We start from the raw sequence: 21,408 nt of genomic DNA on the forward strand, positions 1-21,408 counted from the left end.
AACGCTCCTACCGTCGGTTCCGGGCCCGCTTCTTCGGGTAACTGCCCGCAGACGACCGCGGACCGGGGGACGATCTGGAAGGTGAAAACATGAAGAAGTCAGTCCTCGCTGCCGGTGCGGCCGCGGCGGGAATCGTATTCGCGGTGACCGGGGCGGCGGCCTTCCCTGCGTCGGCCAGCCACCACGCCAACGCGAACAAATCGCACCGCTATGTTGCGGAGCTCGCGCCCCTGAACGCGGGCCAGCACATGGTCTCGGGCGACAGCGGCGAACAGACGGTGTGGATTCCCACAACGGATGCCACGGCCGACATCCGCATCAAGGCCGACGACTTCCGCATCACGGTTCGCGCTCGCGGCGTCACGCCCGGCACCCTGCACCCGCAGCACATCCACGCGGGCATGCAGTGCCCCACGATGGCAGACGATGCGAACCACGACGGCTTCGTCGACGTGATCGAGGGGCTGCCCAAGTACGGGCCGATCCTCGTCTCGCTCGACAGCGACCTGAACGACTTCGGCATGTCGCTCGACTTCCCGACCGCCGACGACCGGGGCACCTACCGCTACCGTGAGACGGCGTCGATGTCGGCGCTCGAAGACGGGATCATGGGGCCGCTGGACGTCGACACCCGGCACGTCGTCATCCACGGCGTCGACCCGTCCACCCCGCTGCCCGACACGGTCGCCTCGCTCCCCGGCCTGCCCGCGTGGGCGACGCTCCCCGTCGGCTGCGGCGAGATCGAGCTGCGGTAACCGCACGCGCCTCATCCGCCGAGACGGACACGAGCGGTCGACACGGACAGGCGCACCTGTCCGCGTCGACCGCAACTGGCCGTCTCGGTGGGGCAACGGATGCCGCGACTACTCCGCGGCGTGCGCCTCGAGGAACTCGTAGACCTCGGTGTCGTCCACGCCGGGGAACGTGCCCGACGGCAGCGGGGAGAGCACGTGCGCGTGCAGGCGTGCGCTCGGCCAGGCCTTGCCGGTCCAGCGCTCGCTGAGCTCGGAGCCGGGCCGCCGGCAGCAGGATTCGTCGGGGCAGCGGGACACGGCCCGCTGCGTGGTCTCGCGTCCCCGGAACCACTTCGCCTGCCCGAACGGCACCCCGATCGTGATCGAGAACTCGTCGGAGTGCGTTGACCCGGTCTGCGTGGCGCACCAGAACGTGCCAGCGGGGGTGTCGGTGTACTGGTAGAACTCGGTGGTGCGGTTGTGCCTCGCGAACGACGACCGCGCACCCCACTGCTTGCACACGAACTGGCCCTCGATCGAGCCGGTCACGTCGGCCGGCAGCGGTAGGCCGTCGTTCTCGTAGCCCTTCTGCAGGGCGCCGTCGCCGCTGACCCGCAGGAAGTGCAGCGGGATGTCGAGGTGCGTGGTGGCGAGGTTCGTGAACCGCAGCGCGGCGGCCTCATGGGTGACGCCGAACGCGTCACGGAAGTCCTCCACGGCGAGTTCCCGCTCGCTCTTGGCCTGCCGGAGGAACGTGAGGGCCGCCTCGCGCGGCATCAGGCAGGCGGCGGCGAAGTAGTTGATGTCGAGCCGCTGGCGCAGGAACTCCGCGTAGCTGCCCGGCCGTTCGTGCTGCAGCAGCCGGTGCGCCATGGCCTGCAGCGCCATCGACCGCAGACCGTGCCCGCCCGGGATGGACGCCGGCGGCAGGTAGATGCGCCCGTTGGCCAGGTCGGTCACCGACCGGGCCGAGTTCGGCAGGTCGTTCACGTAGATCAGGTCGAATCCGAGCTGCTCGGCCATCACGCTGACCTCGCGGTGCGTGAGGGCGCCCGACAGGTGCCCAGCGGCCCGCACCCGCTCCTCGGCCAGCTCCTCGATCTCGGGCAGGTAGTTGTTGCGCGCGCGCATGTAGTCGCGCAGCTCGGTGTTGGCGCGGCGCGCCTCCTCCGGCGTCGCGATCGCCTCCCTGGCGCGGCGCGCCAGTTCCCGGTGCAGGCCGACGAGCGCCTCGAGAGCCGCCTCCGGCATCCCCTTCGTCACCTTCACCTGCGGCAGGCCGAGCGTGGCGTACAGCGGATTCTGCTGCGCCCGCGCCAGTTCCAGCTCGAGCGCGGACCGCGGGTTCGGCGCCTCCTCGCTCAGCAGCTCCGCGAGGGGAACACCGAGCGCCGCGGCGATGTCCTTCGTGGTGCCGAGCTTCGGCTCGCGGCGGCCGTTCTCGATGAGTGAGAGCTGGCTGCCCGCGAGCCCCACCCGCTGGCCCAGCTGGTCGAGCGTGAGTCCGCGTTCGGCGCGGTAATGACGGATGCGATGACCCAGCGTCATCAGGTGGCTCTCGTCGACGTCCATTCCTTAACGTTACCGAAAGATTCGGTGTTCTTAACAGCGTTGAAGGCTATTCCGGAGGCGTTTATCGGCGGATCGTTAAGGAAAGCCCCACTTTTCACGACGACGAGGAGCCGAGCCGATGACGATTGCACCCTTCCGCCGATTCACGCATTCCGGCAGCGCCAGCCGAAGCCACGCAGCACGGGCCGCCGCGCACGAGAGTGCACCGGTCCCCGCACCGCCCGTGCAGGACGTGCCGATGCCCGTACCCATGGACGGCACGCGTCGCGGCACGCCGACGCATCCGCTGGGCACCAGCGACCCCCGCCTGCAGGAGTGGGTCGACGAGGTGGCCGCCCTCACACAGCCCGATGCCGTCGTCTGGTGCACCGGGACGGCCCACGAGGCCGACGCGCTCGCGAAGCAGCTCGTTGCCGACGGCACCCTCATCCGTCTGAACCCGGAATGGCGCCCCAACAGCTTCCTCGCCCGGTCCGACCCCCGCGACGTCGCCCGCGTGGAGGACCGCACCTTCATCTGCAGCACCGACCCCGACGACGCCGGACCCACCAACAACTGGGCCGACCCGGCCGAGATGCGCACAGAACTGCGGGGCGTCTTCGCCGGCAGCATGCGCGGGCGCACGCTGTACGTCGTGCCGTTCTCGATGGGCCCGCTCGGCGGGTCGATCTCGCAGCTCGGCGTGGAGCTCACCGACTCGCCGTACGTGGTGCTGAGCATGGGCATCATGACGCGCATGGGTGACCCGGTGCTGCGGCTCATCGAAGCCGGCACCCCGTGGGTGCGCACCGTGCACAGCGTCGGCGCTCCGCTCGTCGACGAGCACGGCGTGCGCACCGCCGACGTGCCCTGGCCGTGCAACGACACCAAGTACATCGTGCAGTTCCCCGAGACCCGCGAGGTGTGGTCGTTCGGGTCGGGCTACGGCGGCAACGCCCTGCTGGCCAAGAAGTGCTTCGCGCTCCGCATCGCATCCGTCATGGCGCGCGACGAGGGCTGGCTCGCCGAGCACATGCTGCTGATCAAGGTGACCTCGCCCGAGGGGCGGAGCTACCACGTCGCGGCCGCGTTCCCGTCGGCGTGCGGCAAGACCAACCTCGCCATGCTGAAGCCCACCGTGCCGGGCTGGAGTGTGGAGACGATCGGCGACGACATCGCCTGGCTGCGCCCCGGCGACGACGGACGGCTCTGGGCGATCAACCCCGAGGCCGGCTTCTTCGGTGTGGCACCGGGCACGGGCGAGCGCACGAACCGCACCGCCGTCGACATGCTCTGGGGCAACACCATCTTCACCAACGTCGCCCTCCGCGACGACGGCGACGTCTGGTGGGAGGGGCTCACCGAGACGCCGCCGGAGCACCTGATCGACTGGCAGGGCAACGACTGGACGCCCGACTCCGGCCGCCCGGCCGCGCACCCCAACTCCCGGTTCACCGTGTCGGCGGCGCAGTGCCCGTCGATCTCCGACGACTGGGAGGCCGTCGGCGGCGTTCCGATCGACGCGATCCTCTTCGGCGGGCGCCGGGCCACGAACGTCCCGCTCGTGACGCAGGCCCGCGGCTGGAGCCACGGCGTGTTCATGGGCGCCACGATCTCGTCGGAGCAGACCGCCGCGGCCGAGGGAACCGTCGGCGAACTCCGCCGCGACCCGTTCGCGATGCTGCCGTTCTGCGGCTACAACATGGCCGACCACTGGGCGCACTGGCTGCGCGTGGGGGAGACGCTGGGTTCCAAGGCGCCGAAGGTTTTCCAGGTGAACTGGTTCCGCAAGGGCCACGACGGGTCGTTCCTGTGGCCCGGGTTCGCCGAGAACTCGCGCGTGATCGAGTGGATCATCCGCCGCGTCGAGGGGACCGCGGGCGGCGTGGACACGCCGGTCGGGCTGGTGCCGGGCGCGGGCGACCTCGACATCGACGGGCTCGAGCTCACACCGGATGCGATCACGCAGCTCTTCGAGGTCGACCACGCGTCGTGGCTCGACGAGGCCGACCTCACCGAGGAGTTCTTCGGGCGCTTCGGCACCCGCGTGCCGGCCGCGCTGCGCGCCGAGCTCGCGAGCCTCCGCTACCGGCTGCGCCAGTAGCGCGCCGGGCGGCCCCGTGCCTGCGCACGGGCAATAGGCTCGACTCACTCCGAACGACGAGGTGAGCGACATGCATGACGACAGCGCGCGCGTGCAGGCGCGCCTCGACCGGTTCGTGCGTGAGCGGATGCCGCGGGCGCTGTACCGCGCCGCGTCACCGCTCACGATCGAGGCGTGGGAGGCGCCGGGGGAGCCCGTGCCGTTCGCGGAGGCCGTGCGGCAGGACTTCCGCCCGTTCGCCGCCGGCACCGACTGGGGCCGCGCGTGGGGCACCACCTGGTTCCACCTGACCGGCGTCGTCCCCGACGGGTGGGCCGCCGCGGCTTCGACCGGCGAGGTGGCGCTCGAGGCCGTCGTCGACCTCGGCTTCACCGCCGAGGTGCCCGGCTTTCAGGTCGAGGGCACGGCGTACACGGCAGACGGCGCGATCGTGAAGGCGGTCGAGTCGTTCAACCGCTGGCTCCCGCTCAGCCCCGGGGGCCCGATCGACCTCTACATCGAAGCCGCCTCGAACCCCGACATCGCGCAGGCGTGGACGTTCACGCCGACCCCCGACGGCGACCTGGCGACAGCGCGGCCGGGCCACCGCTACACGTTCCGGCAGGCGGATGTCGCGCTCCGGGACATCCCGGTGTGGGAACTCGCGCAGGACATCTGGACCCTTGACGGCCTGCTGCGGGAGCTGCCCCTGATCGATGCGCGACGCGCTGACCTCGTGCGCGCCCTCGACCGGTGCCTCGACGCGGTCGACCCCGACGACGTGGCGGGCACGGCATCCGCTGGTCGTGCCGAACTCGCCGGCGTGCTGGCGAGCCCGGCCACCGCGAGCGCCCACCGGCTGCACGCCGTGGGCCACGCGCACATCGACAGCGCGTGGCTGTGGCCCACCCGGGAGACCGTGCGGAAGGTGGCGCGCACGTTCTCGAACGTGCTCGCCCTGGTCGAGGAGAACCCGGACTTCGTGTTCGCCGCCTCGTCGGCGCAGCAGTACGCCTGGCTGAAGGAGCACTACCCGGAGCTGTTCGAGCGGGTGCGGGCGGCGGTGGCCGCGGGCAGCATCGTGCCGGTCGGCGGCATGTGGGTCGAGTCCGACACGAATCTGCCGGGCGGCGAGGCGCTCGTGCGGCAGTTCGTCGCCGGCAAGCGGTTCTTCCTCGAGGAGTTCGGCGTGGAGCCGGAGGAGGTGTGGCTGCCCGACTCGTTCGGCTACTCGGGGTCGGTGCCGCAGATCGCCGCAGCCGCCGGGATGCGCTGGTTTCTCACCCAGAAGCTCTCCTGGAACGACACCAACGTGTTCCCGCACCACACCTTCCGGTGGGAGGGCCTCGACGGCACGCGCATCTTCACGCATTTCCCGCCGGTCGCCGACTACAACGCGCAGCTGTCGGGCGCGGAGCTCGCCCGCGCCGCGCGGGTGTTCGCCGAGAAAGGCCACGCCAACACGTCGCTGATCCCGTTCGGCTGGGGCGACGGCGGAGGCGGGCCGACCCGGGAGATGATCGCGGCGGCCCGGCGCACGGCCTCGCTCGAGGGCTCGCCGAGCGTCACGCTCTCCTCGCCGCGCCGGTTCTTCGAGGCCGCGGAGGCCGAGTACCCGGCGCCGCCCGTGTGGTCGGGCGAGCTCTACCTGGAGTTCCACCGGGGCACCTACACCTCGCAGGCGAGGACGAAGCGGGGGAACCGGCGAAGCGAGCACCTGCTGCGTGAGGCGGAGGTGTGGGCGGCCACGGCATCCGTTCGCGGGCTCGCCGACTACCCGTACGACGCCCTCGAGACCGCGTGGCACACCGTGCTGCTGCAGCAGTTCCACGACATCCTGCCCGGGTCGTCGATCGCGTGGGTGCACCGGGAGGCGGAGCGGAACTACGCGGCGCTCGCGGTGACGCTCGAGGGGCTCATCGAGTCGGCGTTGCGGGCGCTCGCCGGCAGCGGGGCGGCGACGCTCGTCGCCAACGCCGGCCCGTACGCGCTGGAGGAGGTGCCGGCGCTCGGCGGGGCTCCGGGTGACCGTTCTCCCGGTGAGGGGTCGCACGTCGACCTTCCCGAGGCCGCGGGAGGTCGATTCGCGATCCCTCACGCGGCGGGTGCGGCTTCTGCCACCCGGGTGGGCGAAAGCATCCGGCTGCGCAACGACCGGGTGCTTGTCGTCATCGACGCCGATGGCCTCTTCACCTCGGTCATGGACCTCGCGAACGCCCGGGAGCTCCTCGCGGAGGGCGCCCGCGGCAACCTGCCGCAGCTGCACCGCGACGTGCCGGCCAAGTGGGACGCCTGGGACCTCGACGCGAACTACCGGCGAACGGTCACCGATCTGACCGCCGCCGACAGCGTCGCGATCGTGTCCGACGGCAGCGACGGCTACAGCGCGCACGTGCGCGTGGAGCGGAGCGTGGGCGCCTCCCGCATCACCCAGGACATCACCCTCGCCCCCGGCCGGGCGGCCATCGACATCGGGGTCGCCATCGACTGGCACGAGCGGCAGAAGCTGTTGAAGCTCGCCTTCCCGCTCGATGTGCACGCCGACCGGGCCGCCTCCGAGATCCAGTTCGGGCACGTCTTCCGGCCCACGCACACGAACACGTCGTGGGATGCCGCCCGGTTCGAGACCGTCGCGCACCGCTGGGTGCACGTGGGCGAGCCGGGCTACGGCGTCGCGATCGCGAACGACGCCAGCTACGGGCATGACATCACGCGAACAACGGATGCCGCCGGTCACCCGGCGACGACGGTGCGGCTCTCGCTGCTGCGCGCGCCGCTCTACCCCGACCCCGACGCCGACCAGGGTGAGCACAGGTTCCGCGTCGCGCTCGGCGTGGGCGCCGGCATCCCTGACGCCGTCGCGGAGGGGTACCGGTTGAACCTGCCGCTCCGCACGCTGACCGGCGTCGCCGATCCCTCCATCGAGCCGCTGTTCAGCATCGACAACCCCGCGGTCGTGATCGAGGCGGTGAAGCTTGCGGAGGACCGCAGCGGCGACGTGGTGGTGCGCCTCTACGAGGCGCACGGTTCCCGGGCGCTGGCCACGCTCATCCGCTCGTTCGATGCAGCGGATGCAACGGAGACCGACTTGCTGGAGCGCCCGCTTGGCCGGCCGCGCGCCGTTGTCGGTGCCGCGGGCGCGGAGACGACGCTCGAACTGCGGCCCTTCCAGCTGGTCACGCTCCGCTTCGCGCGCCGATCCTGAGGCTCCGCCCGTGCCGCCCGTCGCCCCGTGGCTAACTCCGGAAATCCTTCCCGGGGCGGTCGGCACCGCCGCACTCCTCCGCCACCCCAGGGCGGGGCGACCGCTGTTCTTCCGGAGTTAGCGACACCGCGGGCGAGCGACGGGCAACGGATCCGCGGGCCGGGGCTAGACCAGCAGCTGGTGCTTGGCGAGGTCGCGGTAGAGCGGCGTGGACCGCACGAGCTCGGAGTGCGTGCCGGTGCCGACAACCCGCCCGTGGTCGAGCACGACGATCTGGTCGGAGTCGACGACCGTCGACAGCCGGTGCGCGATCACGATGAGGGTGCGGTTCTCGGCGACCGCGTCGATCGCCGCCCGCATCTTCTGCTCGTTGACGCCGTCGAGGCTCGACGTCGACTCGTCGAGCAGCAGGATCGGCGGCGCAGCCAGCAGCGCGCGCCCGATGGCAAGGCGCTGGCGCTCGCCGCCGGAGAGCATGACGCCGTCCTCGCCGACCGCCGCATCGAGCCCGGCCGGGTCGCGCTCCAGCACCTCGGTCAGGTTCACGGCATGCAGCACGGCGATGCAGTCCTCGTCGGTGGCGTGCGGTGACGCGAGCGTGAGGTTGTCGCGGATCGAGCCGGCGAGCACGGGCGCGTCCTGCTCCACGTAGCCGATCTGGCCGCGCAGCTCGGCACGGTTCAGCGCACGGATGTCGACACCGCCGAGTCGCACCACGCCGGAGGTGGGGTCGTAGAAGCGCTCGATCAGCGCGAGGATCGTGCTCTTGCCGGCGCCGGAGGGGCCGACGAGCGCGGTGCGGAGGCCCTTCGGCGCGGTGAAGGAGACGCCGCGGAGCACCTCGCGGCCGGAGCCGGCGGCGGCTTCGGCCGAACCCCCGGTCCGGGCCTCGGCGACGGCGGTCTCGATGACCGAGGCGTCGCCGGCCGGCAGGGCCACGGCATCCGTTGCGGCGTCGTCGTCGTCGGCGGCGTCGGCGGGCGCGGCCGACGCGTAGGCGAAGCGCACGTTCTCGAAACCGATCGCGGCCTCGGTGTCGGAGCCGGGGAGGGCGGCCAGGGGAGCGACGTCGCGATCGGACTCGTCCTCGCTGGGAAGGTTGATGATCTCCTCGATGCGGCCGAGTGCGCCGAGGGCCGAGTTGACCGAGGTGACGGCGCCGAACGCCTGGCCGAGCGGCATGATCATCATGAACAGGAAGATGATGAACGCCACCAGGTTCGCCACGGTGATGGCGCCGCTGGCGACGCGGAACCCGCCGACGCCCAGCACGACGAGGAACGACACCTGCATTGCGATTCCGGCGATCGGCACGACGAGCGCCGAGATCTTCGCCACACGGATGCCCATGTGCCAGGCGCCCCGCGCGTCGGCCTCGACGGCCTCGATCTCGCGCTCGGTGGCGTTGGAGGCGCGCACGGTGCGCACGGCGCTGATCGACCGTTCGACGCTGGAGGCCAGCTCGCCGACCTTGGCCTGCGCGGCGTGGCTGGCCACCCGGATGCGCGCCGACAGCAGCACGACCGCGACCACCGAGACGGCGATCACGAGCGCCGTGAGCCCGAGCAGCACCGGGTCGATGACGAGCATCGCGATCAGCGCGCCGATGAAGGTGAGCGAGCCGCCGATCGCCTCGACGAGGCCCTGCGTGAGCACGGCGCGCAGCAGGGTGGTGTCGGAGCCGACGCGCGACACGAGGTCGCCGGTGCGGCGGGTGTCGAACTCCGCGATGGGGAGGTGCAGCATCCGCCGGATGAGCCGCCGCCGGCTGGAGAGCACCACGCCCTCGCCGGTGCGCTGCAGCAGGTAGTGCTGGTAGCCGCTGATGAAGCCGGAGATCACGACGAGAGCGATGAGCGCCCAGACCAGGCTGCCCAGCGGATGCCCCTGGCCGACGATGTCGATGACCTGGCTGACCAGGAGTGGCTGGGCGAGGTTCGCTGCCGCGCCGATCACGCTCAGCACCGCGACGAAGCCGAGCACCTTCTTGTGCTCGAAGAGGTAGGGGAGGAGCTGGCTGAACCGGGCGCGCGGCCCGGCGGCGTCACGGGCGCGGCGCTCGGCACGGCTGAGGCGCCCCGGGGTGGAGGGGCGGCCGGACCCGGCGCTCGTGCCGCGCGGCGCGCGGCCGCTGCCCGTCGCCGTTCCCGCGCCGCCTCCGCCGGAGGAACCGGACGGGTGCGGTGCGGTGGCGCCCGTGGCGCCGGGGGTCGTGCGGGTGCTCGTGCTCACTGCCGAAGTTTAACCCGTGTGAATTTGTTGTTCGCTGGGAGCGGCATCCGCTGCCCTGCCGCCTGAAACGCGACAGGGCGCCGCGACCGGAGTCGCGGCGCCCTGGGAGGACCGGGATCGGTCAGTGGTTGATGTCCACGTCCTTGGTCTCGGTGCCGAGCAGGAGCGCCACCAGGGTGATGACCCCCATGACGGCGAGGTACACGCCGACGAGGAACGGGCTGCCGTTGCCGACCTGCCATAGCCAGACCGCGATGAACGGGGCGACCGCGGCGCCGAGGATCGAACTCACGTTGTACGAGACGCCGGAGCCGGTGTAGCGCACGTTCGTCGGGAACAGCTCCGGGAGCAGGGCGCCCATGGGGCCGAAGGTGAGCCCCATCAGCGCAAAACCGAGGATGAGCCAGGCCATCACGCCGACGAAACCGGCGGAGAGCAGCGGCACCCAGATGAGGCCGAACACGATGATGCCGGCGGTGACCCAGATGAGCGTCTTGCGGCGTCCGAACCTGTCGGCCCAGGGTCCGGAGACCATGGTGAAGATGCCGAAGAAGACGACGCCGACGATGAGCATGAGCACGAACGAGTTGTAGCTGTAGCCGAGGCCCGGGAGTTTCGACGCATCCGTTGGCTCGATGGGCGCACGGCCGTAGCTCAGCGAGTACGTGGTCATCAGGTAGAAGAGCACGTAGGTGGCGAGCATGAAGAAGGTGCCGAGGATGAGCTGGCGCCAGTGCGTGCGCACGGCCGCGGCGAGCGGGAGCTTGACGACCTTGCCGGCCGTGACGGTGTTCGAGAACGCCGGGCTCTCCACGAGGCGCAGCCGCACCCAGAGGCCGACGATGACCATGACGGCCGAGAACAGGAACGGGATGCGCCAGCCCCAGGCGAGGAACGCGTCGGAGGGGCGGGTCGGGTCGTCCGACGGCAGCACGGCGGCGATGATGAGGAACAGGCCGTTGGCGATGATGAAGCCGATCGGGGCGCCCATCTGCGGGAAGGTGCCGTACCAGGCGCGCTTGCCCGCCGGGGCGTTCTCGGTCGCGACCAGGGCGGCGCCGCTCCACTCGCCGCCGAGCGCGAAGCCTTGGGCGAGGCGCAGCACGACGAGCAGGAACGGGGCGAGCCAGCCGACCGTGACGTAGGTGGGCAGCACGCCGATGAGGAAGGTCGCGATGCCCATGGTGAGCAGGGCCGCGACGAGCGTGGTCTTGCGGCCGACCTTGTCGCCGAGGTGCCCGAAGAAGACCGAGCCGAGCGGGCGGGCGACCATGGCGGCGCCGAAGACGGCGAACGAGGCGAGCAGGGCCGTCGTCGCGTTGCCGGTGGGGAAGAACAGGTGCGGGAAGACGAGCACGGCTGCCGTCGCGTAGACGTAGAAGTCGTAGAACTCGATGGTCGTGCCGATGAGGCTGGCGAGAATGACCCGGCCGCGAGGGTTGGCGGGGGTCGCCGCCACCAGGGGCACGGATGCGGTTGAAACTGACATAGAGGGGGTGTGGCTTTCGAGAAAAAGGGCGTGAAATGGCACGGATGCGCGAGCGTCGGTCAGGCGTCACGGGCACGGTCCGGGAAGAGGGCGTCCTTGTGGGAGGCAGAAGATAGCCTAAGCGAGCTGGGAATCGGCAACGAATCCGTCATCCGTCAGCGATCTGTCAGGGTCGATAGGCTGGCAGCATGGACACTCTCTTCAACGTGCTGCACGTCGTCAGCGCCGTTTTCATCGTCGGCCCGATGGCGATCCTGCCGATGACCGCGATGCGCGCGGTGCGCGCGGGCAACGGCGCGCAGGTCGCCCTGCTGGCCAAGTCGACCAGCGTGTTCAGCCTGCTCTCGGTCGTGGTCGCGCTGCTGGGTTTCGGCCTCGTCGGCATGGCGGATGAGAAGTTCGACCTGTCGGTGACCACGCCCTGGGTGCTGTGGTCGATCATCCTCTACGTCGTCGCCCTCGGGCTCACGCTGTTCCTGGTCGTGCCGACCATGCGCACGGCGGCCGAGGCGCTCGAGGGCTCAGCGGATGCCGGCGACGCCCGCTATCCGGCGATCGCGGCCGGCAGCGGCGTGGCGTCGCTACTCCTCGTGGCCGTCGTCGTGCTGATGGTCTGGAAGCCGTAGCGCCGCGACGCGTGGGCCCGCCCCTGCCGCGCGGGTTGAACGCCGCTGCGCGGGTTGAATTCAGCCCGCGCAGCGGCGTTCAACCCGCGCATCACGGCGTGAGAGCTGGAAGCGGCGTCAGACCGTGGAGCGGAGGTCGGCCAGGAGCCGGGCGGTCGCGATCGCGGCCAGGGCGGCCTCCTCGCCCTTGTCCTCCTTCGAGCCGGGGAGCCCGGCACGGTCGATGCCCTGCTGCTCGTCGTCGAGGGTGAGCACGCCGAACCCCACGGGCTTGCCGGTGTCGAGCGCCGCGCGGGTGAGGCCATCCGTTGCCGCCGCCGACACGTACTCGAAGTGCGGGGTGCCGCCACGGATGATCACGCCCAGCGCGACCACGGCATCCGCCCCGCTCTCGAGCGCCACCTTGCTGGCGACCGGCAGCTCGAAACTGCCCGGCACGCGCACGAGCGAGTAGTCGGCGCCGGAGGCCTCGAGGGCGCGGGTGGCGCCCGCGATCAGGCCGTCGGTGATCACCTCGTGCCACTGCCCGGCGATGATCACGATCCGAAGGCCGGTGCCGTCGGTGTTGATCTCGGGGGATCCTGCGCCGCTCATAGTGTGGTTCCTTTCACGATGTCTTCTTCCCTGATGTGGTGGCCCATGCGGTCGCGCTTGACCGCGAGGTAGCCCTCATTCTGCGGGCTGACGCCCACGACCAGCGGCTCGCGCTCCGACACGGTGACGCCGTGCTCCTCGAGCGCGCGCACCTTGAGGGGGTTGTTGGTGAGCAAGCGGATGCCGCTGACGCCCAGGTCGCCGAGGATCGCCGCGGCCGCGCCGTAGTCGCGGGAGTCGGCCGGGAGCCCGAGCGCGAGGTTCGCGTCGAGGGTGTCGAGACCGTCCTCCTGCAGCTTGTAGGCGCGCAGCTTGTTGATGAGCCCGATGCCGCGACCCTCGTGCCCGCGGAGGTACACCACGACGCCGCCGTCGACCTGGATGCGGTCGAGCGCGGCGTCCAGCTGCGGGCCGCACTCGCACTTGAGCGAGCCGAGCGCCTCGCCGGTGAGGCACTCGGAGTGCACCCGCACGAGCGCGCCCTCGCGCGGGTCGCCGGCGATGACGGCCACGTGGTCGGCGCCGGTCATGCGGTCGCGGTACGCGCGCACGCGGAACGCGCCGTGCGTGGTGGGGACGGTGGTCTCCACTTCGAAGTCGACGCGCGCCCCCTCGTGCACGGGCGCGGGGGAGGCGGCCGCGGCGCCCTCGACGTGCTCATCGAGGTAGCCGATGAGCTCCGCGATCGTGATCACCGGGAGGCCCTCGCGCTCGCCGAGTTCGATGAGGCCGGGCAGGCGCATCATCTCGCCGTCGTCGGCCACGATCTCGGAGATCGCCGCGACCGGCACGAGGCCGGCGAGCTTCATCAGGTCGACGGCGGCCTCGGTGTGGCCGTCGCGTTCGCGCACGCCGCCGTCCTTCGCTCGGAGCGGCAGGATGTGCCCGGGCCGGTTGAGACTGGCCGGAATCGACTCAGGGTCGGCCAGCACCCTCAGCGTGTGCGCCCGGTCGGCGGCGCTGATGCCGGTGCTCAGCCTGTCGGCCGCGTCGACGCTCAGCGTGTATGCGGTGCCGCGGGGGTCTTCGTTGTCGAGCACCATGAGCGGAAGGTCGAGTGCGTCGGCGATCTCGTTGGTCATGGGCGCGCAGATGAACCCCGACGACACGCGCACCAGCCAGGCGATCCACTCCTGGGAGGCGAGCTGCGCCGAGATAATGACGTCGCCCTCGTTCTCGCGGCCTTCGTCGTCGGCCACGATCACCGGCTTGCCGAGGCGGAGCGCCGCCAGGGCGGTGGGGATGTCGGACAGGCTCATGAGGCGCTCCCTGTGGGTGCGGGTGCGGATGCCGGGGGCTGCGTCGGCGCGGACGGTGCGGGTGTGGCGGATGCCGGGGGAGCCGGCGGCGCGGCGGGGGCCGGCGGCGCGGCGGGGGCCGGCGCGATCGACGAGACGAACGCGGGGCCCGCCCCGGGCGCCCCCGCGGTGGCGAGGGCCAGCATCCGTTCGATGTGGCGCGCGACGATGTCGGTCTCAATGTTGACGCGGTCGCCCACGACGCGCTCGCCGAGGGTGGTGGCGGTGAGCGTCTCGGGGATGAGCGACACCTCGAACCACTGCTCGGGGGCGTCGGCGGGGCTGATGCTGCTCACCGTGAGGGAGACGCCGTCGATGGCGATGGAGCCCTTGCCGGTGACCAGCGGGGCGAGCTCGGGGTTGAGGGTGAACCGCAGGACGCGCCAGGCCTCGCCGGGGGTGACGGCGAGCACGCGGCTGGTGCCGTCGATGTGTCCCTGCACGATGTGGCCGCCGAGGCGGTCGCCGACGAGGGCGGCGCGCTCGAGGTTGACCGGGTCGCCGACGCGGGCGGTGTCGAGGGTGGACATGGCGAGGGTCTGCGCCATGACGTCGGCGGTGAAGGCGTCAGCGGTGCTCTCGACGACGGTGAGACAGACGCCGTTCACGGCGATCGAGTCACCGTGGCCGACCCCCTCGAGAACCCGGGAGCCCTGGATAGTGAGGCGAGCGGCATCCGCTGTGGTCACGATCGCGGCGATGCGGCCGTGTTCTTCGATGATTCCGGTGAACATTCAGTGCTCGACTTTCGGTGCGGGGCGGGCGGTGAGGAGCAGGTCGTCGCCGAGGCGGTCGACGGCGGCGAGCTGCAGGCGGCGCTGCTCGCCGATGGTGGTGACGCCGATGTCGCCGAGGGCGAGCCGGCCGCCGCCGAGGAGGGTGGGGGCGAGGTAGACGAGGTATTCATCGACGAGGCCGGCGGCGACGAAGGCGCTGGCGAGCGTCGGGCCGCCCTCGATGAAGACGCGACGGATGCCGCGCTCGCGCAGGTCGCGCAGCAGGCCGGGCAGGTCGTCGCCCGGGTGGAACAGCGGCGCGAGCGGGTGGCGCCGCAGTTGCGCGCCCGCCGGGAGCGCGCGGCGGCCGACCACGACCGGGAGCGGCTGGGTGGGGAGCAGGCCGCCGGTGTCGTCGCGGGCGGTGAGCGCCGGGTCGTCGGCGAGGGCGGTGCCGGTGCCGACGACGATGGCGCCGGCGGCGGCGCGGCGGCGGTGCACGTCGGCGCGGGCGGCGGGTCCGGTGATCCATTGGCTCGAGCCATCGGCGGCGGCGGCTCGGCCGTCGAGGCTGGACGCCCACTTGAGGGTGACGAACGGGCGGCCCAGGCGCGCGGCGACGAGCCAGTCCTCGATCAGGTGCGTGGCGGCATCCGTGAGCACGCCCGTCTCGACCGCGACGCCGGCCGCGCGCAGGCGGTCGGCGCCGCCCGCGGAGTGCTCGCCGGGGTCGGCCACGGCGTAGACGACGCGCGCGATGCCGGCGTCGATGAGGGCGACGGCACACGGGCCGGTGCGGCCGGTGTGGTTGCAGGGCTCGAGGGTGACGACGGCGGTGGCGCCGCGCGCGGCGCCCGCGGGGAGCTTCGCCAGGGCGTCGACCTCGGCGTGGGGCGTGCCGGCGCCACGGTGCCAGCCCTCGGCGAGCGGGGTACCGTCGGGGGAGAGGATGACGCAACCGACCTGCGGGTTCACGCCGGTCGCCGGTCCGCGGGTGGCGAGGTCGAGGGCGCGGTGCATCGCGTTCTCGATGCTTGCTGCCTCGGCCATCCGCTCCTCGTTCGTCTGTGACGAACTCCGGGGATGGGCGTCGCGAATACGCGAAACCCGTCGTTCGGCCTGCCGAACGACTCGTGCGCCTCCCATCCGGACTTTCACCGTCGGTGCTGGAATCTCACCAGCTCAACCGTCTCGCCCGGGGGCGACACGGCTCGCGGACTTTCACCGCCGGTTCGGACTCTCACCGACCCCGGAGCACGTTTCTTCTACAGTTATAGCGCAACGCCCCCGCCGCCGTTTTATTCCCCGCCCCCTCCGCATGCGTTTCCCGCGCTAGCCCCCCCGCTAACTCCGGTAATTCGACCCGGCTCCCCTCTCGAGCCCGCGGGAAACAGGCCGCTGCCTCACCCCGAGTGCAGGCGTCTCCGGAGTTAGCGGCAGGGCGCACGTCCGCGGGTGCGGCATCCTGAGCGCGCGAGTAAGGCGGCCGTCCTGAGCGCCTGAGCGGGTGTGGAGCCGGCCGACCAGCCCGTCTCAGCCACCGCCCGTCGCTAACTCCGGCGATCCGACTGTCACCGCTACCCGCCTCGGCCGAAACGCGGACGAAACAGGCGCTGGTCATGAATACGTCCGGAGTTACTAACAGGGGGGCGTGCACGAGCAGTTTTCCCCAGATAGCACTGCCGGGACCGATCAGACGCCTGAGCTCTGAATGCTGTCGGCATGACATGGATCGAAGCCTTCCGCGACGGCGACCTTCGCGTCGCCACGACTGCTCAACTTCTCGCCGCTGGCGCAACAAGCAAGTCGCTGCACGCTGCCGTTGACAACCAATATCTGGTGCGTGCAAGGCGCGGGCAGTACGTTCTCCCCGGCACTGACAGGCACATCCTCGAAGCGGTCCGGCTCGGTGGAAGACTCGGATGTATCGCTGCCCTCGCCGACGGCGGCGTTTTCGCCTTCGATGCCTCCACGACTCACATCCATCTGCCACCGCATGCCACGAGACTTCGTTCGCCGCACGATCGATTCCAACCTCTGAACAGGGCCAATCGCAAGGGCGTGCAGCTGCATTGGGACCGGCTCACCGACATCACGGGTGGCAGCGAGTACGCTGTCGGACTTCCCGACGCGCTCATTCAGTCGTTCCGTTGTCAGGAGCCTCGATTCGCGCTCGCTTCGCTCGACAACGCTCTCCATTTGGGACTCGTGCGGCCGTGGCAGGTTCCAGGAATCTTCGCCGAACTTCCAGAGCGACTTCGATACCTGGAGCAGCTGGTCGATGGCAGGAGCGAGGCGGGCCAGGAGACGGTGCTTCGACTCCTGATCCACCAGGCCGGGTGGGCATTCGAGATTCAAGTGGAGATAGGGGGTGTGGGCCGGGTCGATATCGTGGTTGAGGGATGCGTCGCGGTCGAAGCGGACAGCCGGGCCTTCCATGACGGGTGGGACAAGCATGTGAGGGACCGGACCCGGGACCGCGATCTCGCCATCGCCGGTTATTCGAGCTACCGGGCCCTATATCGGGACATCATGTACCACCCCGAGCTTGTGGTTGCGGCCATCGCGGGCCTGCTCGCCGCGAACAACCACTGCCGCACCTTCATCGTTTAGCGCTACCTGGTGCGTGCCGTCATTAACTCCGGAAGGTCTTCTTCGCGTCGGCCGGCGCGGGCAGTGATTCGGGCCGATCGTGGGCGCGGAGGATGGGGCGCGGCGGGATTTCCGGAGTTAGCGACGGGGCGACGGTGCGCGGGGCCGGCGTCGAGACCGCCGCAAGGGGAACGGCCGGGTCAGGGGGCGGAGACGAGCGCGCGGGCCATGCCCTCGTCCACGTAGAGGTCGGTGATCAAGTCCGCGGCGAGGGCGCCGCGGAGGCTCTCGAGCTTCGAGCTGCCCGACACGACGCAGATGCGGCGCGGCGTGCGACGGAGTACGGCGAAGTCCGGCCCGCTGCTGCGATCGTTCAGCGGGATGCCGTCGGCCGACCCGTCGGCGCGGAAGAACACGGTCGCCACATCGCCGACCACGCCCGAGGCGCTGAGCGAGGCGTAGTCCTCCTCGCTCAGGTACCCGCCGGCGTAGACGTGGCTCGGCACGTTCGAGAACGGTGAGCCGAGCCCGAACAGGGCCACGTCCATGCGCCCCTGCATCTCGAGCAGCCGGGTCACGGTGCGCTCCCGCCAGAGCGCCTGCTTCGTCGATGGGTCGTCGAAGAACGCCGGCACCGGGAACTGCTGCACGTAGGCGCCGAAGGCGTCGCCGAACCGCCGAAGGATCTCGCTCGCGTAGGCGATACCGGTGGTGCGCATGTTGCCGGCCCCGTTCAACTGCACGATCTGCGAGTTGTGCGTGGGCTTGGGGATGACGTGCCGGCTGATGGCGCTCATCGTGGAGCCCCACGCGATGCCGAGCGTCATGTTGGAGTCGAAATACTGGCCGAGAATTCGTGCAACGGAGAGGGCGACGCGCTCCAGCCGATCGGCGTCGTTGGTGTGGTTCGGCACCGGCACCACGTGCGCGGCCACCCGGTACCGGTCGAGGATCTCCTTCTCCAGGTGGCTGGGGGCATCCAGCGGCGAGTGGATCTGGATGTCCACGAGCCCGCTCGCCCTGGCCTGGCTCAGCAGCCGCGAAACCGAGGATCGGGAGGTGTGCAGCTCCCGGGCGATGGCATCCATCGTGAGGTCCTGCATGTAATACAGGTGCGCGGCCGTGAGGGCGTCACGCATCCGGTCGGGGTGGATCGCCTCGCCTGCAGTCGACATCCTCACTCCTTGCACATATGTTCAGCCAGCTTGAAACATTGTGCCACGGATGATGGGATCGCACTGTTCGCATGACGACGAACGACGACGAACAGAGATTGAAGATAATGATGCGCTCTTCACAGTCAGACCTCCAGACTCGGCCGCGCGCCCAGGTGCTCATCATCGGAGCCGGCATCAACGGCATCGCGACGTTCCGCGACCTCGCCCTGCAGGGCGTCGACGTGGCGATCGTCGACAGGGGCGACTACGTCTCCGGGGCCTCCAGCGCCTCCTCGCACATGATCCACGGCGGCATCCGCTACCTCGAGAACGGCGAGTTCCGCCTGGTCAGGGAATCGGTCGCCGAACGCAACTCCCTGATAAAGATCGCGCCGCACTACGTGAAGCCACTGAAGACGACCGTGCCGATCTTCTCCACCTTCTCCGGCGTGCTCTCCGCCCCGCTGCGCTTCCTCACCCACCGGCAGGGAAAGCCGCAGGAGCGCGGCGCCCTGCTGATCAAGCTCGGCCTGTCGCTCTACGACTCGTTCTCCCGCGACGGCGGCTCGGTGCCCCGCCACGAGTTCCGGGGCGCGAAGGCGTCGCTCGCGCAGCTGCCCGCGCTCAATCCAGACCTCAAGTACACGGCGACGTACTTCGACGCCTCCATGCACGACCCCGAGCGCCTCGCCCTCGACGTGCTGCGCGACGGGCTCGCCGCCGGCCCGCACGCGCGCGCGGCCAACTATGTCGAAGCGATCGCAACGGATGCCGCCGGCGTGCGCCTGCGCGACACGGTGACCGGCGAGGAGTTCGCCGTCGAGGCATCCGTCGTCGTGAACGCCAGCGGACCCTGGACCGACCTGACCAACCGGTCGCTCGGCCAGCCGAGCGCGTTCATGGGCGGCACGAAGGGCTCGCACATCGTGCTCGACAACCCCGAGCTCCTCGCCGCGACCGGCGGCCGGGAGATCTTCTTCGAGCACAGCGACGGCCGCATCGTGCTGATCTACCCGCTCAAGGGCCGCGTGATGGTGGGCACCACCGACCTCGAGCACGACATGACGAAGCCGATCCGATGCACCGAGGACGAGGTGGACTACTTCTTCGAGCTCATCGCGCACGTTTTCCCAGGCGTTCCGGTCGACCGTTCGCAGATCGTCTTCCGCTTCGCCGGCGTGCGCCCGCTGCCCCGGCACGACGACGAGGCCCCGGGCTTCGTGTCCCGCGACTACCGCATCGAGTCGCGGCCGCTCGGCGACGGTCCCACGACCGTGCTCAGCCTCGTCGGCGGCAAATGGACCACCTTCCGGGCGCTCGCCGAGCACCTGAGCAACGATGTGCTGGCGCTCCTCGGCATGCGCCGCGTGGTGTCGACCGAGGGCGTGCCCATCGGCGGCGGTCGTGACTACCCGGTGACGGATGCCGCGCGCCGGGTCTGGCTCGCTACGCACGGTGACGAGGTGGGCGCCGCCCGCGCCGCGCAGCTGCTGGAGCGGTACGGCAGCCGCGCGGCCGACGTGATCGAGTTCCTCGTCGACGCGCCCGACGCGCCGCTGGAGAACAATGCCGACTACTCGCGCCGAGAGATCGAGTACCTCGCCCGCACCGAATCGGTCGTGCACCTCGTTGACGTGCTGCTGCGCCGCACGAGCATGGCGTTCGTCGGCGGCCTGTCGCTGGCCCTCCTGAACGAACTCGCCGACCTGGTCGCGCCCGTGCTGGAGTGGGACGCCGGCCGGAAAGCCTCCGAGGTGGCGCTCGCCGGGGAGGTGTTGAGGGACGCGCACGGCGTCGAACTCGCGCCGCGGACAGCGATGGCCGGCTGACGGGACTCCGCAGAATCTGCACGAACGTGCAGTGAAAACCGCTCAAGCCGATTGTTTCTTCGTGGCCCGGCTCGATACGGTTTCAAAGACTCGCGATCTGCGAGCGTGGTACATCCATCTGGAAGGTCAAAGTGGACAATTTAGGAATCGTGTTCCTGTCTGAGGTCGTGGGCACGGCGATGCTGGTGCTGCTGGGTTGTGGCGTGGTGGCGAACGTCGCCTTGGCGCGGAACAAGGGCCTGGGCGGTGGGTTCCTGATGGTGAACATCGGGTGGGGCCTGGCGGTGTTCGCCGGTGTGATCGTGGCCTACAACTCGGGTGCGCACCTGAACCCTGCAGTGACGTTGGGCCTGGTGGCGTCGGGGGCGTCGGAGTTCGGTTCCGGTGTGCCGGTGAATGTCCTGTCCATCCTCGCGTACATCGCCGCGGAGCTGATCGGTGCGATCCTCGGTGCGGTGCTGGTGTGGCTGGCCTACAAGCAGCACTTCGATGAGGAGCCGGAGCCGGCGAGCAAGCTGGGCGTCTTCTCGACCGGGCCGGCGATCCGTTCCTACGGCTGGAACCTCGTGACGGAGATCATCGGCACGTTCGTGCTGGTGTTCGTCGTGATCGCGTTCGGCCACAACGGTGACGCGGGCGGCCTCGCGGCGCTCGGCGCGTTGCCGGTGGCGTTGCTGGTCATCGTGATCGGCACGTCGTTGGGTGGCCCGACCGGGTATGCGATCAACCCGGCCCGTGACCTCGGCCCGCGCATCGCGCACTGGTTCCTGCCGATCAAGGGCAAGGGTTCCTCCGACTGGGCCTACGCCTGGGTCCCCGTCGCCGGCCCCATCATCGGCGGCGTACTGGCCGGCTGGGCCTCGCTGGCCCTGCTGCCGGTCCTGGCGTAGGCGGCAGCATCCGTCGTCTTGTTTCACCCTCACTCACCCGCTGAATAACGAAGGAGTTAACCCATGGGCAACTATGTTCTGGCGATCGACCAGGGAACCACGAGCACGCGTGCGATCATCTTCGACAAGTCGGGGTCGATCGTGTCGACCGGGCAGAAGGAGCATGAGCAGATCTTCCCGAAGGCCGGGTGGGTCGAGCATGATCCGAAGGAGATCTGGGACAACACGCGCGAGGTGATCGGGCAGGCGTTGTCGAAGGCGAACCTGACGAGGCACGACCTCGAAGCGGTGGGGATCACGAATCAGCGGGAGACCGCGGTGGTGTGGGACAAGACGACGGGTGAGCCGGTCTATAACGCGATCGTGTGGCAGGACACCCGCACGCAGCCGATCGTGGACCGGTTCGCGGCCG

General features: G+C 70.4%; 16 protein-coding genes and 1 riboswitch. Of the genes, 8 read left to right on the forward strand and 8 right to left on the reverse strand.

What is annotated here, in order from left to right:
* Positions 1-89 precede the first annotated feature (89 nt).
* Complete coding sequence (locus EEJ31_RS07340; RefSeq protein WP_123045649.1) at positions 90-755, forward strand: hypothetical protein; 666 nt, start codon at positions 90-92, stop codon at positions 753-755.
* Between the two features lie 108 nt (positions 756-863).
* Here EEJ31_RS07340 and EEJ31_RS07345 read toward each other — a convergent pair whose 3' ends face one another.
* Complete coding sequence (locus EEJ31_RS07345) at positions 864-2,306, reverse strand: XRE family transcriptional regulator (protein ID WP_123045650.1); 1,443 nt, start codon at positions 2,304-2,306, stop codon at positions 864-866.
* A gap of 250 nt (positions 2,307-2,556) precedes the next feature.
* Between EEJ31_RS07345 and EEJ31_RS07350 the strand changes: the two genes are divergently transcribed.
* Together EEJ31_RS07350 and EEJ31_RS07355 are read left to right on the forward strand one after the other, a co-directional pair.
* A complete protein-coding gene (locus EEJ31_RS07350) occupies positions 2,557-4,389 on the forward strand; it encodes a phosphoenolpyruvate carboxykinase (GTP) (protein WP_123045670.1) in 1,833 nt (610 codons plus the stop codon).
* A 70-nt stretch (positions 4,390-4,459) separates the two neighbouring features.
* Positions 4,460-7,573 carry an alpha-mannosidase gene (locus tag EEJ31_RS07355; RefSeq protein WP_123045671.1) on the forward strand — a complete coding sequence of 1,038 codons (3,114 nt, stop codon included), beginning with the start codon at positions 4,460-4,462 and terminating at the stop codon, positions 7,571-7,573.
* A gap of 165 nt (positions 7,574-7,738) precedes the next feature.
* Here the strand turns inward: EEJ31_RS07355 and EEJ31_RS07360 are convergent, their stop codons facing one another.
* Both EEJ31_RS07360 and EEJ31_RS07365 read right to left on the reverse strand, forming a co-directional pair.
* Complete coding sequence (locus tag EEJ31_RS07360) at positions 7,739-9,805, reverse strand: ABC transporter ATP-binding protein (protein WP_123045651.1); 2,067 nt, start codon at positions 9,803-9,805, stop codon at positions 7,739-7,741.
* Positions 9,806-9,926: 121 nt separating this feature from the next.
* Positions 9,927-11,294, reverse strand: coding sequence for an MFS transporter (locus tag EEJ31_RS07365; protein ID WP_123045652.1), 1,368 nt, complete (start codon positions 11,292-11,294; stop codon positions 9,927-9,929).
* A gap of 188 nt (positions 11,295-11,482) precedes the next feature.
* Between EEJ31_RS07365 and EEJ31_RS07370 the strand changes: the two genes are divergently transcribed.
* Positions 11,483-11,920, forward strand: a complete 438-nt coding sequence (locus tag EEJ31_RS07370; protein ID WP_123045653.1) for a DUF2269 family protein — start codon at positions 11,483-11,485, stop codon at positions 11,918-11,920.
* Positions 11,921-12,037: 117 nt separating this feature from the next.
* On the opposite strand, the gene ribH is transcribed toward EEJ31_RS07370, so the two are convergent.
* Genes ribH through ribD form a run of 4 tightly spaced genes read right to left on the reverse strand, consistent with a single transcriptional unit; the run spans position 12,038 to position 15,578 of the window.
* The gene (gene ribH, locus EEJ31_RS07375) at positions 12,038-12,514 is read right to left on the reverse strand and encodes a 6,7-dimethyl-8-ribityllumazine synthase (protein ID WP_123045654.1); all 477 of its coding nucleotides are present in this window, start codon (positions 12,512-12,514) and stop codon (positions 12,038-12,040) included.
* Entirely contained in the window at positions 12,511-13,773 is a 1,263-nt protein-coding gene (gene ribA / locus EEJ31_RS07380) for a GTP cyclohydrolase II (RefSeq protein ID WP_123045655.1), read from the reverse strand. The genes ribH and ribA overlap by 4 nt, the downstream gene beginning before the upstream one ends.
* Positions 13,770-14,546: a riboflavin synthase gene (locus tag EEJ31_RS07385; protein WP_407643215.1), complete on the reverse strand. Its 777-nt coding sequence runs from the start codon at positions 14,544-14,546 to the stop codon at positions 13,770-13,772. Before EEJ31_RS07385 ends, ribA begins: the two co-directional genes overlap by 4 nt.
* Positions 14,547-15,578, reverse strand: coding sequence for a bifunctional diaminohydroxyphosphoribosylaminopyrimidine deaminase/5-amino-6-(5-phosphoribosylamino)uracil reductase RibD (ribD, locus tag EEJ31_RS07390; protein ID WP_123045656.1), 1,032 nt, complete (start codon positions 15,576-15,578; stop codon positions 14,547-14,549).
* An 80-nt stretch (positions 15,579-15,658) separates the two neighbouring features.
* Positions 15,659-15,789: riboswitch (FMN riboswitch) on the reverse strand.
* A gap of 461 nt (positions 15,790-16,250) precedes the next feature.
* Between ribD and EEJ31_RS07395 the strand changes: the two genes are divergently transcribed.
* Positions 16,251-17,141, forward strand: coding sequence for an endonuclease domain-containing protein (locus EEJ31_RS07395; RefSeq protein WP_123045657.1), 891 nt, complete (start codon positions 16,251-16,253; stop codon positions 17,139-17,141).
* A 179-nt stretch (positions 17,142-17,320) separates the two neighbouring features.
* Here EEJ31_RS07395 and EEJ31_RS07400 read toward each other — a convergent pair whose 3' ends face one another.
* Positions 17,321-18,295: a sugar-binding transcriptional regulator gene (locus tag EEJ31_RS07400; RefSeq protein ID WP_123045658.1), complete on the reverse strand. Its 975-nt coding sequence runs from the start codon at positions 18,293-18,295 to the stop codon at positions 17,321-17,323.
* Positions 18,296-18,402: 107 nt separating this feature from the next.
* On the opposite strand from EEJ31_RS07400, the gene EEJ31_RS07405 reads away from it, so the two are divergent.
* From EEJ31_RS07405 to EEJ31_RS07415, 3 genes are all read left to right on the forward strand, one after another.
* The gene (locus tag EEJ31_RS07405; protein ID WP_199727301.1) at positions 18,403-20,106 is read left to right on the forward strand and encodes a glycerol-3-phosphate dehydrogenase/oxidase; all 1,704 of its coding nucleotides are present in this window, start codon (positions 18,403-18,405) and stop codon (positions 20,104-20,106) included.
* A gap of 149 nt (positions 20,107-20,255) precedes the next feature.
* The gene (locus tag EEJ31_RS07410) at positions 20,256-20,996 is read left to right on the forward strand and encodes an MIP/aquaporin family protein (protein ID WP_267897611.1); all 741 of its coding nucleotides are present in this window, start codon (positions 20,256-20,258) and stop codon (positions 20,994-20,996) included.
* A 63-nt stretch (positions 20,997-21,059) separates the two neighbouring features.
* The coding region (locus EEJ31_RS07415; protein ID WP_267897612.1) for an FGGY family carbohydrate kinase at positions 21,060-21,408 on the forward strand (349 nt) is incomplete at its 3' end.

Source organism: Cryobacterium tepidiphilum, assembly GCF_003716325.1.
Lineage (GTDB): Bacteria > Actinomycetota > Actinomycetes > Actinomycetales > Microbacteriaceae > Cryobacterium > Cryobacterium tepidiphilum.

What these genes read in the sequence shown, in the direction of transcription:
- EEJ31_RS07340 (WP_123045649.1), top strand. Translation starts at nt 90, where the DNA reads ATGAAGAAGTCAGTCCTCGCTGCCGGTGCGGCCGCGGCGGGAATCGTA.
- EEJ31_RS07345 (WP_123045650.1), bottom strand. Translation starts at nt 2,306, where the DNA reads ATGGACGTCGACGAGAGCCACCTGATGACGCTGGGTCATCGCATCCGT.
- EEJ31_RS07350 (WP_123045670.1), top strand. Translation starts at nt 2,557, where the DNA reads ATGGACGGCACGCGTCGCGGCACGCCGACGCATCCGCTGGGCACCAGC.
- EEJ31_RS07355 (WP_123045671.1), top strand. Translation starts at nt 4,460, where the DNA reads ATGCATGACGACAGCGCGCGCGTGCAGGCGCGCCTCGACCGGTTCGTG.
- EEJ31_RS07365 (WP_123045652.1), bottom strand. Translation starts at nt 11,294, where the DNA reads ATGTCAGTTTCAACCGCATCCGTGCCCCTGGTGGCGGCGACCCCCGCC.
- EEJ31_RS07370 (WP_123045653.1), top strand. Translation starts at nt 11,483, where the DNA reads ATGGACACTCTCTTCAACGTGCTGCACGTCGTCAGCGCCGTTTTCATC.
- ribH (WP_123045654.1), bottom strand. Translation starts at nt 12,514, where the DNA reads ATGAGCGGCGCAGGATCCCCCGAGATCAACACCGACGGCACCGGCCTT.
- ribA (WP_123045655.1), bottom strand. Translation starts at nt 13,773, where the DNA reads ATGAGCCTGTCCGACATCCCCACCGCCCTGGCGGCGCTCCGCCTCGGC.
- EEJ31_RS07385 (WP_407643215.1), bottom strand. Translation starts at nt 14,546, where the DNA reads ATGTTCACCGGAATCATCGAAGAACACGGCCGCATCGCCGCGATCGTG.
- ribD (WP_123045656.1), bottom strand. Translation starts at nt 15,578, where the DNA reads ATGGCCGAGGCAGCAAGCATCGAGAACGCGATGCACCGCGCCCTCGAC.
- EEJ31_RS07395 (WP_123045657.1), top strand. Translation starts at nt 16,251, where the DNA reads ATGACATGGATCGAAGCCTTCCGCGACGGCGACCTTCGCGTCGCCACG.
- EEJ31_RS07400 (WP_123045658.1), bottom strand. Translation starts at nt 18,295, where the DNA reads ATGTCGACTGCAGGCGAGGCGATCCACCCCGACCGGATGCGTGACGCC.
- EEJ31_RS07405 (WP_199727301.1), top strand. Translation starts at nt 18,403, where the DNA reads ATGATGCGCTCTTCACAGTCAGACCTCCAGACTCGGCCGCGCGCCCAG.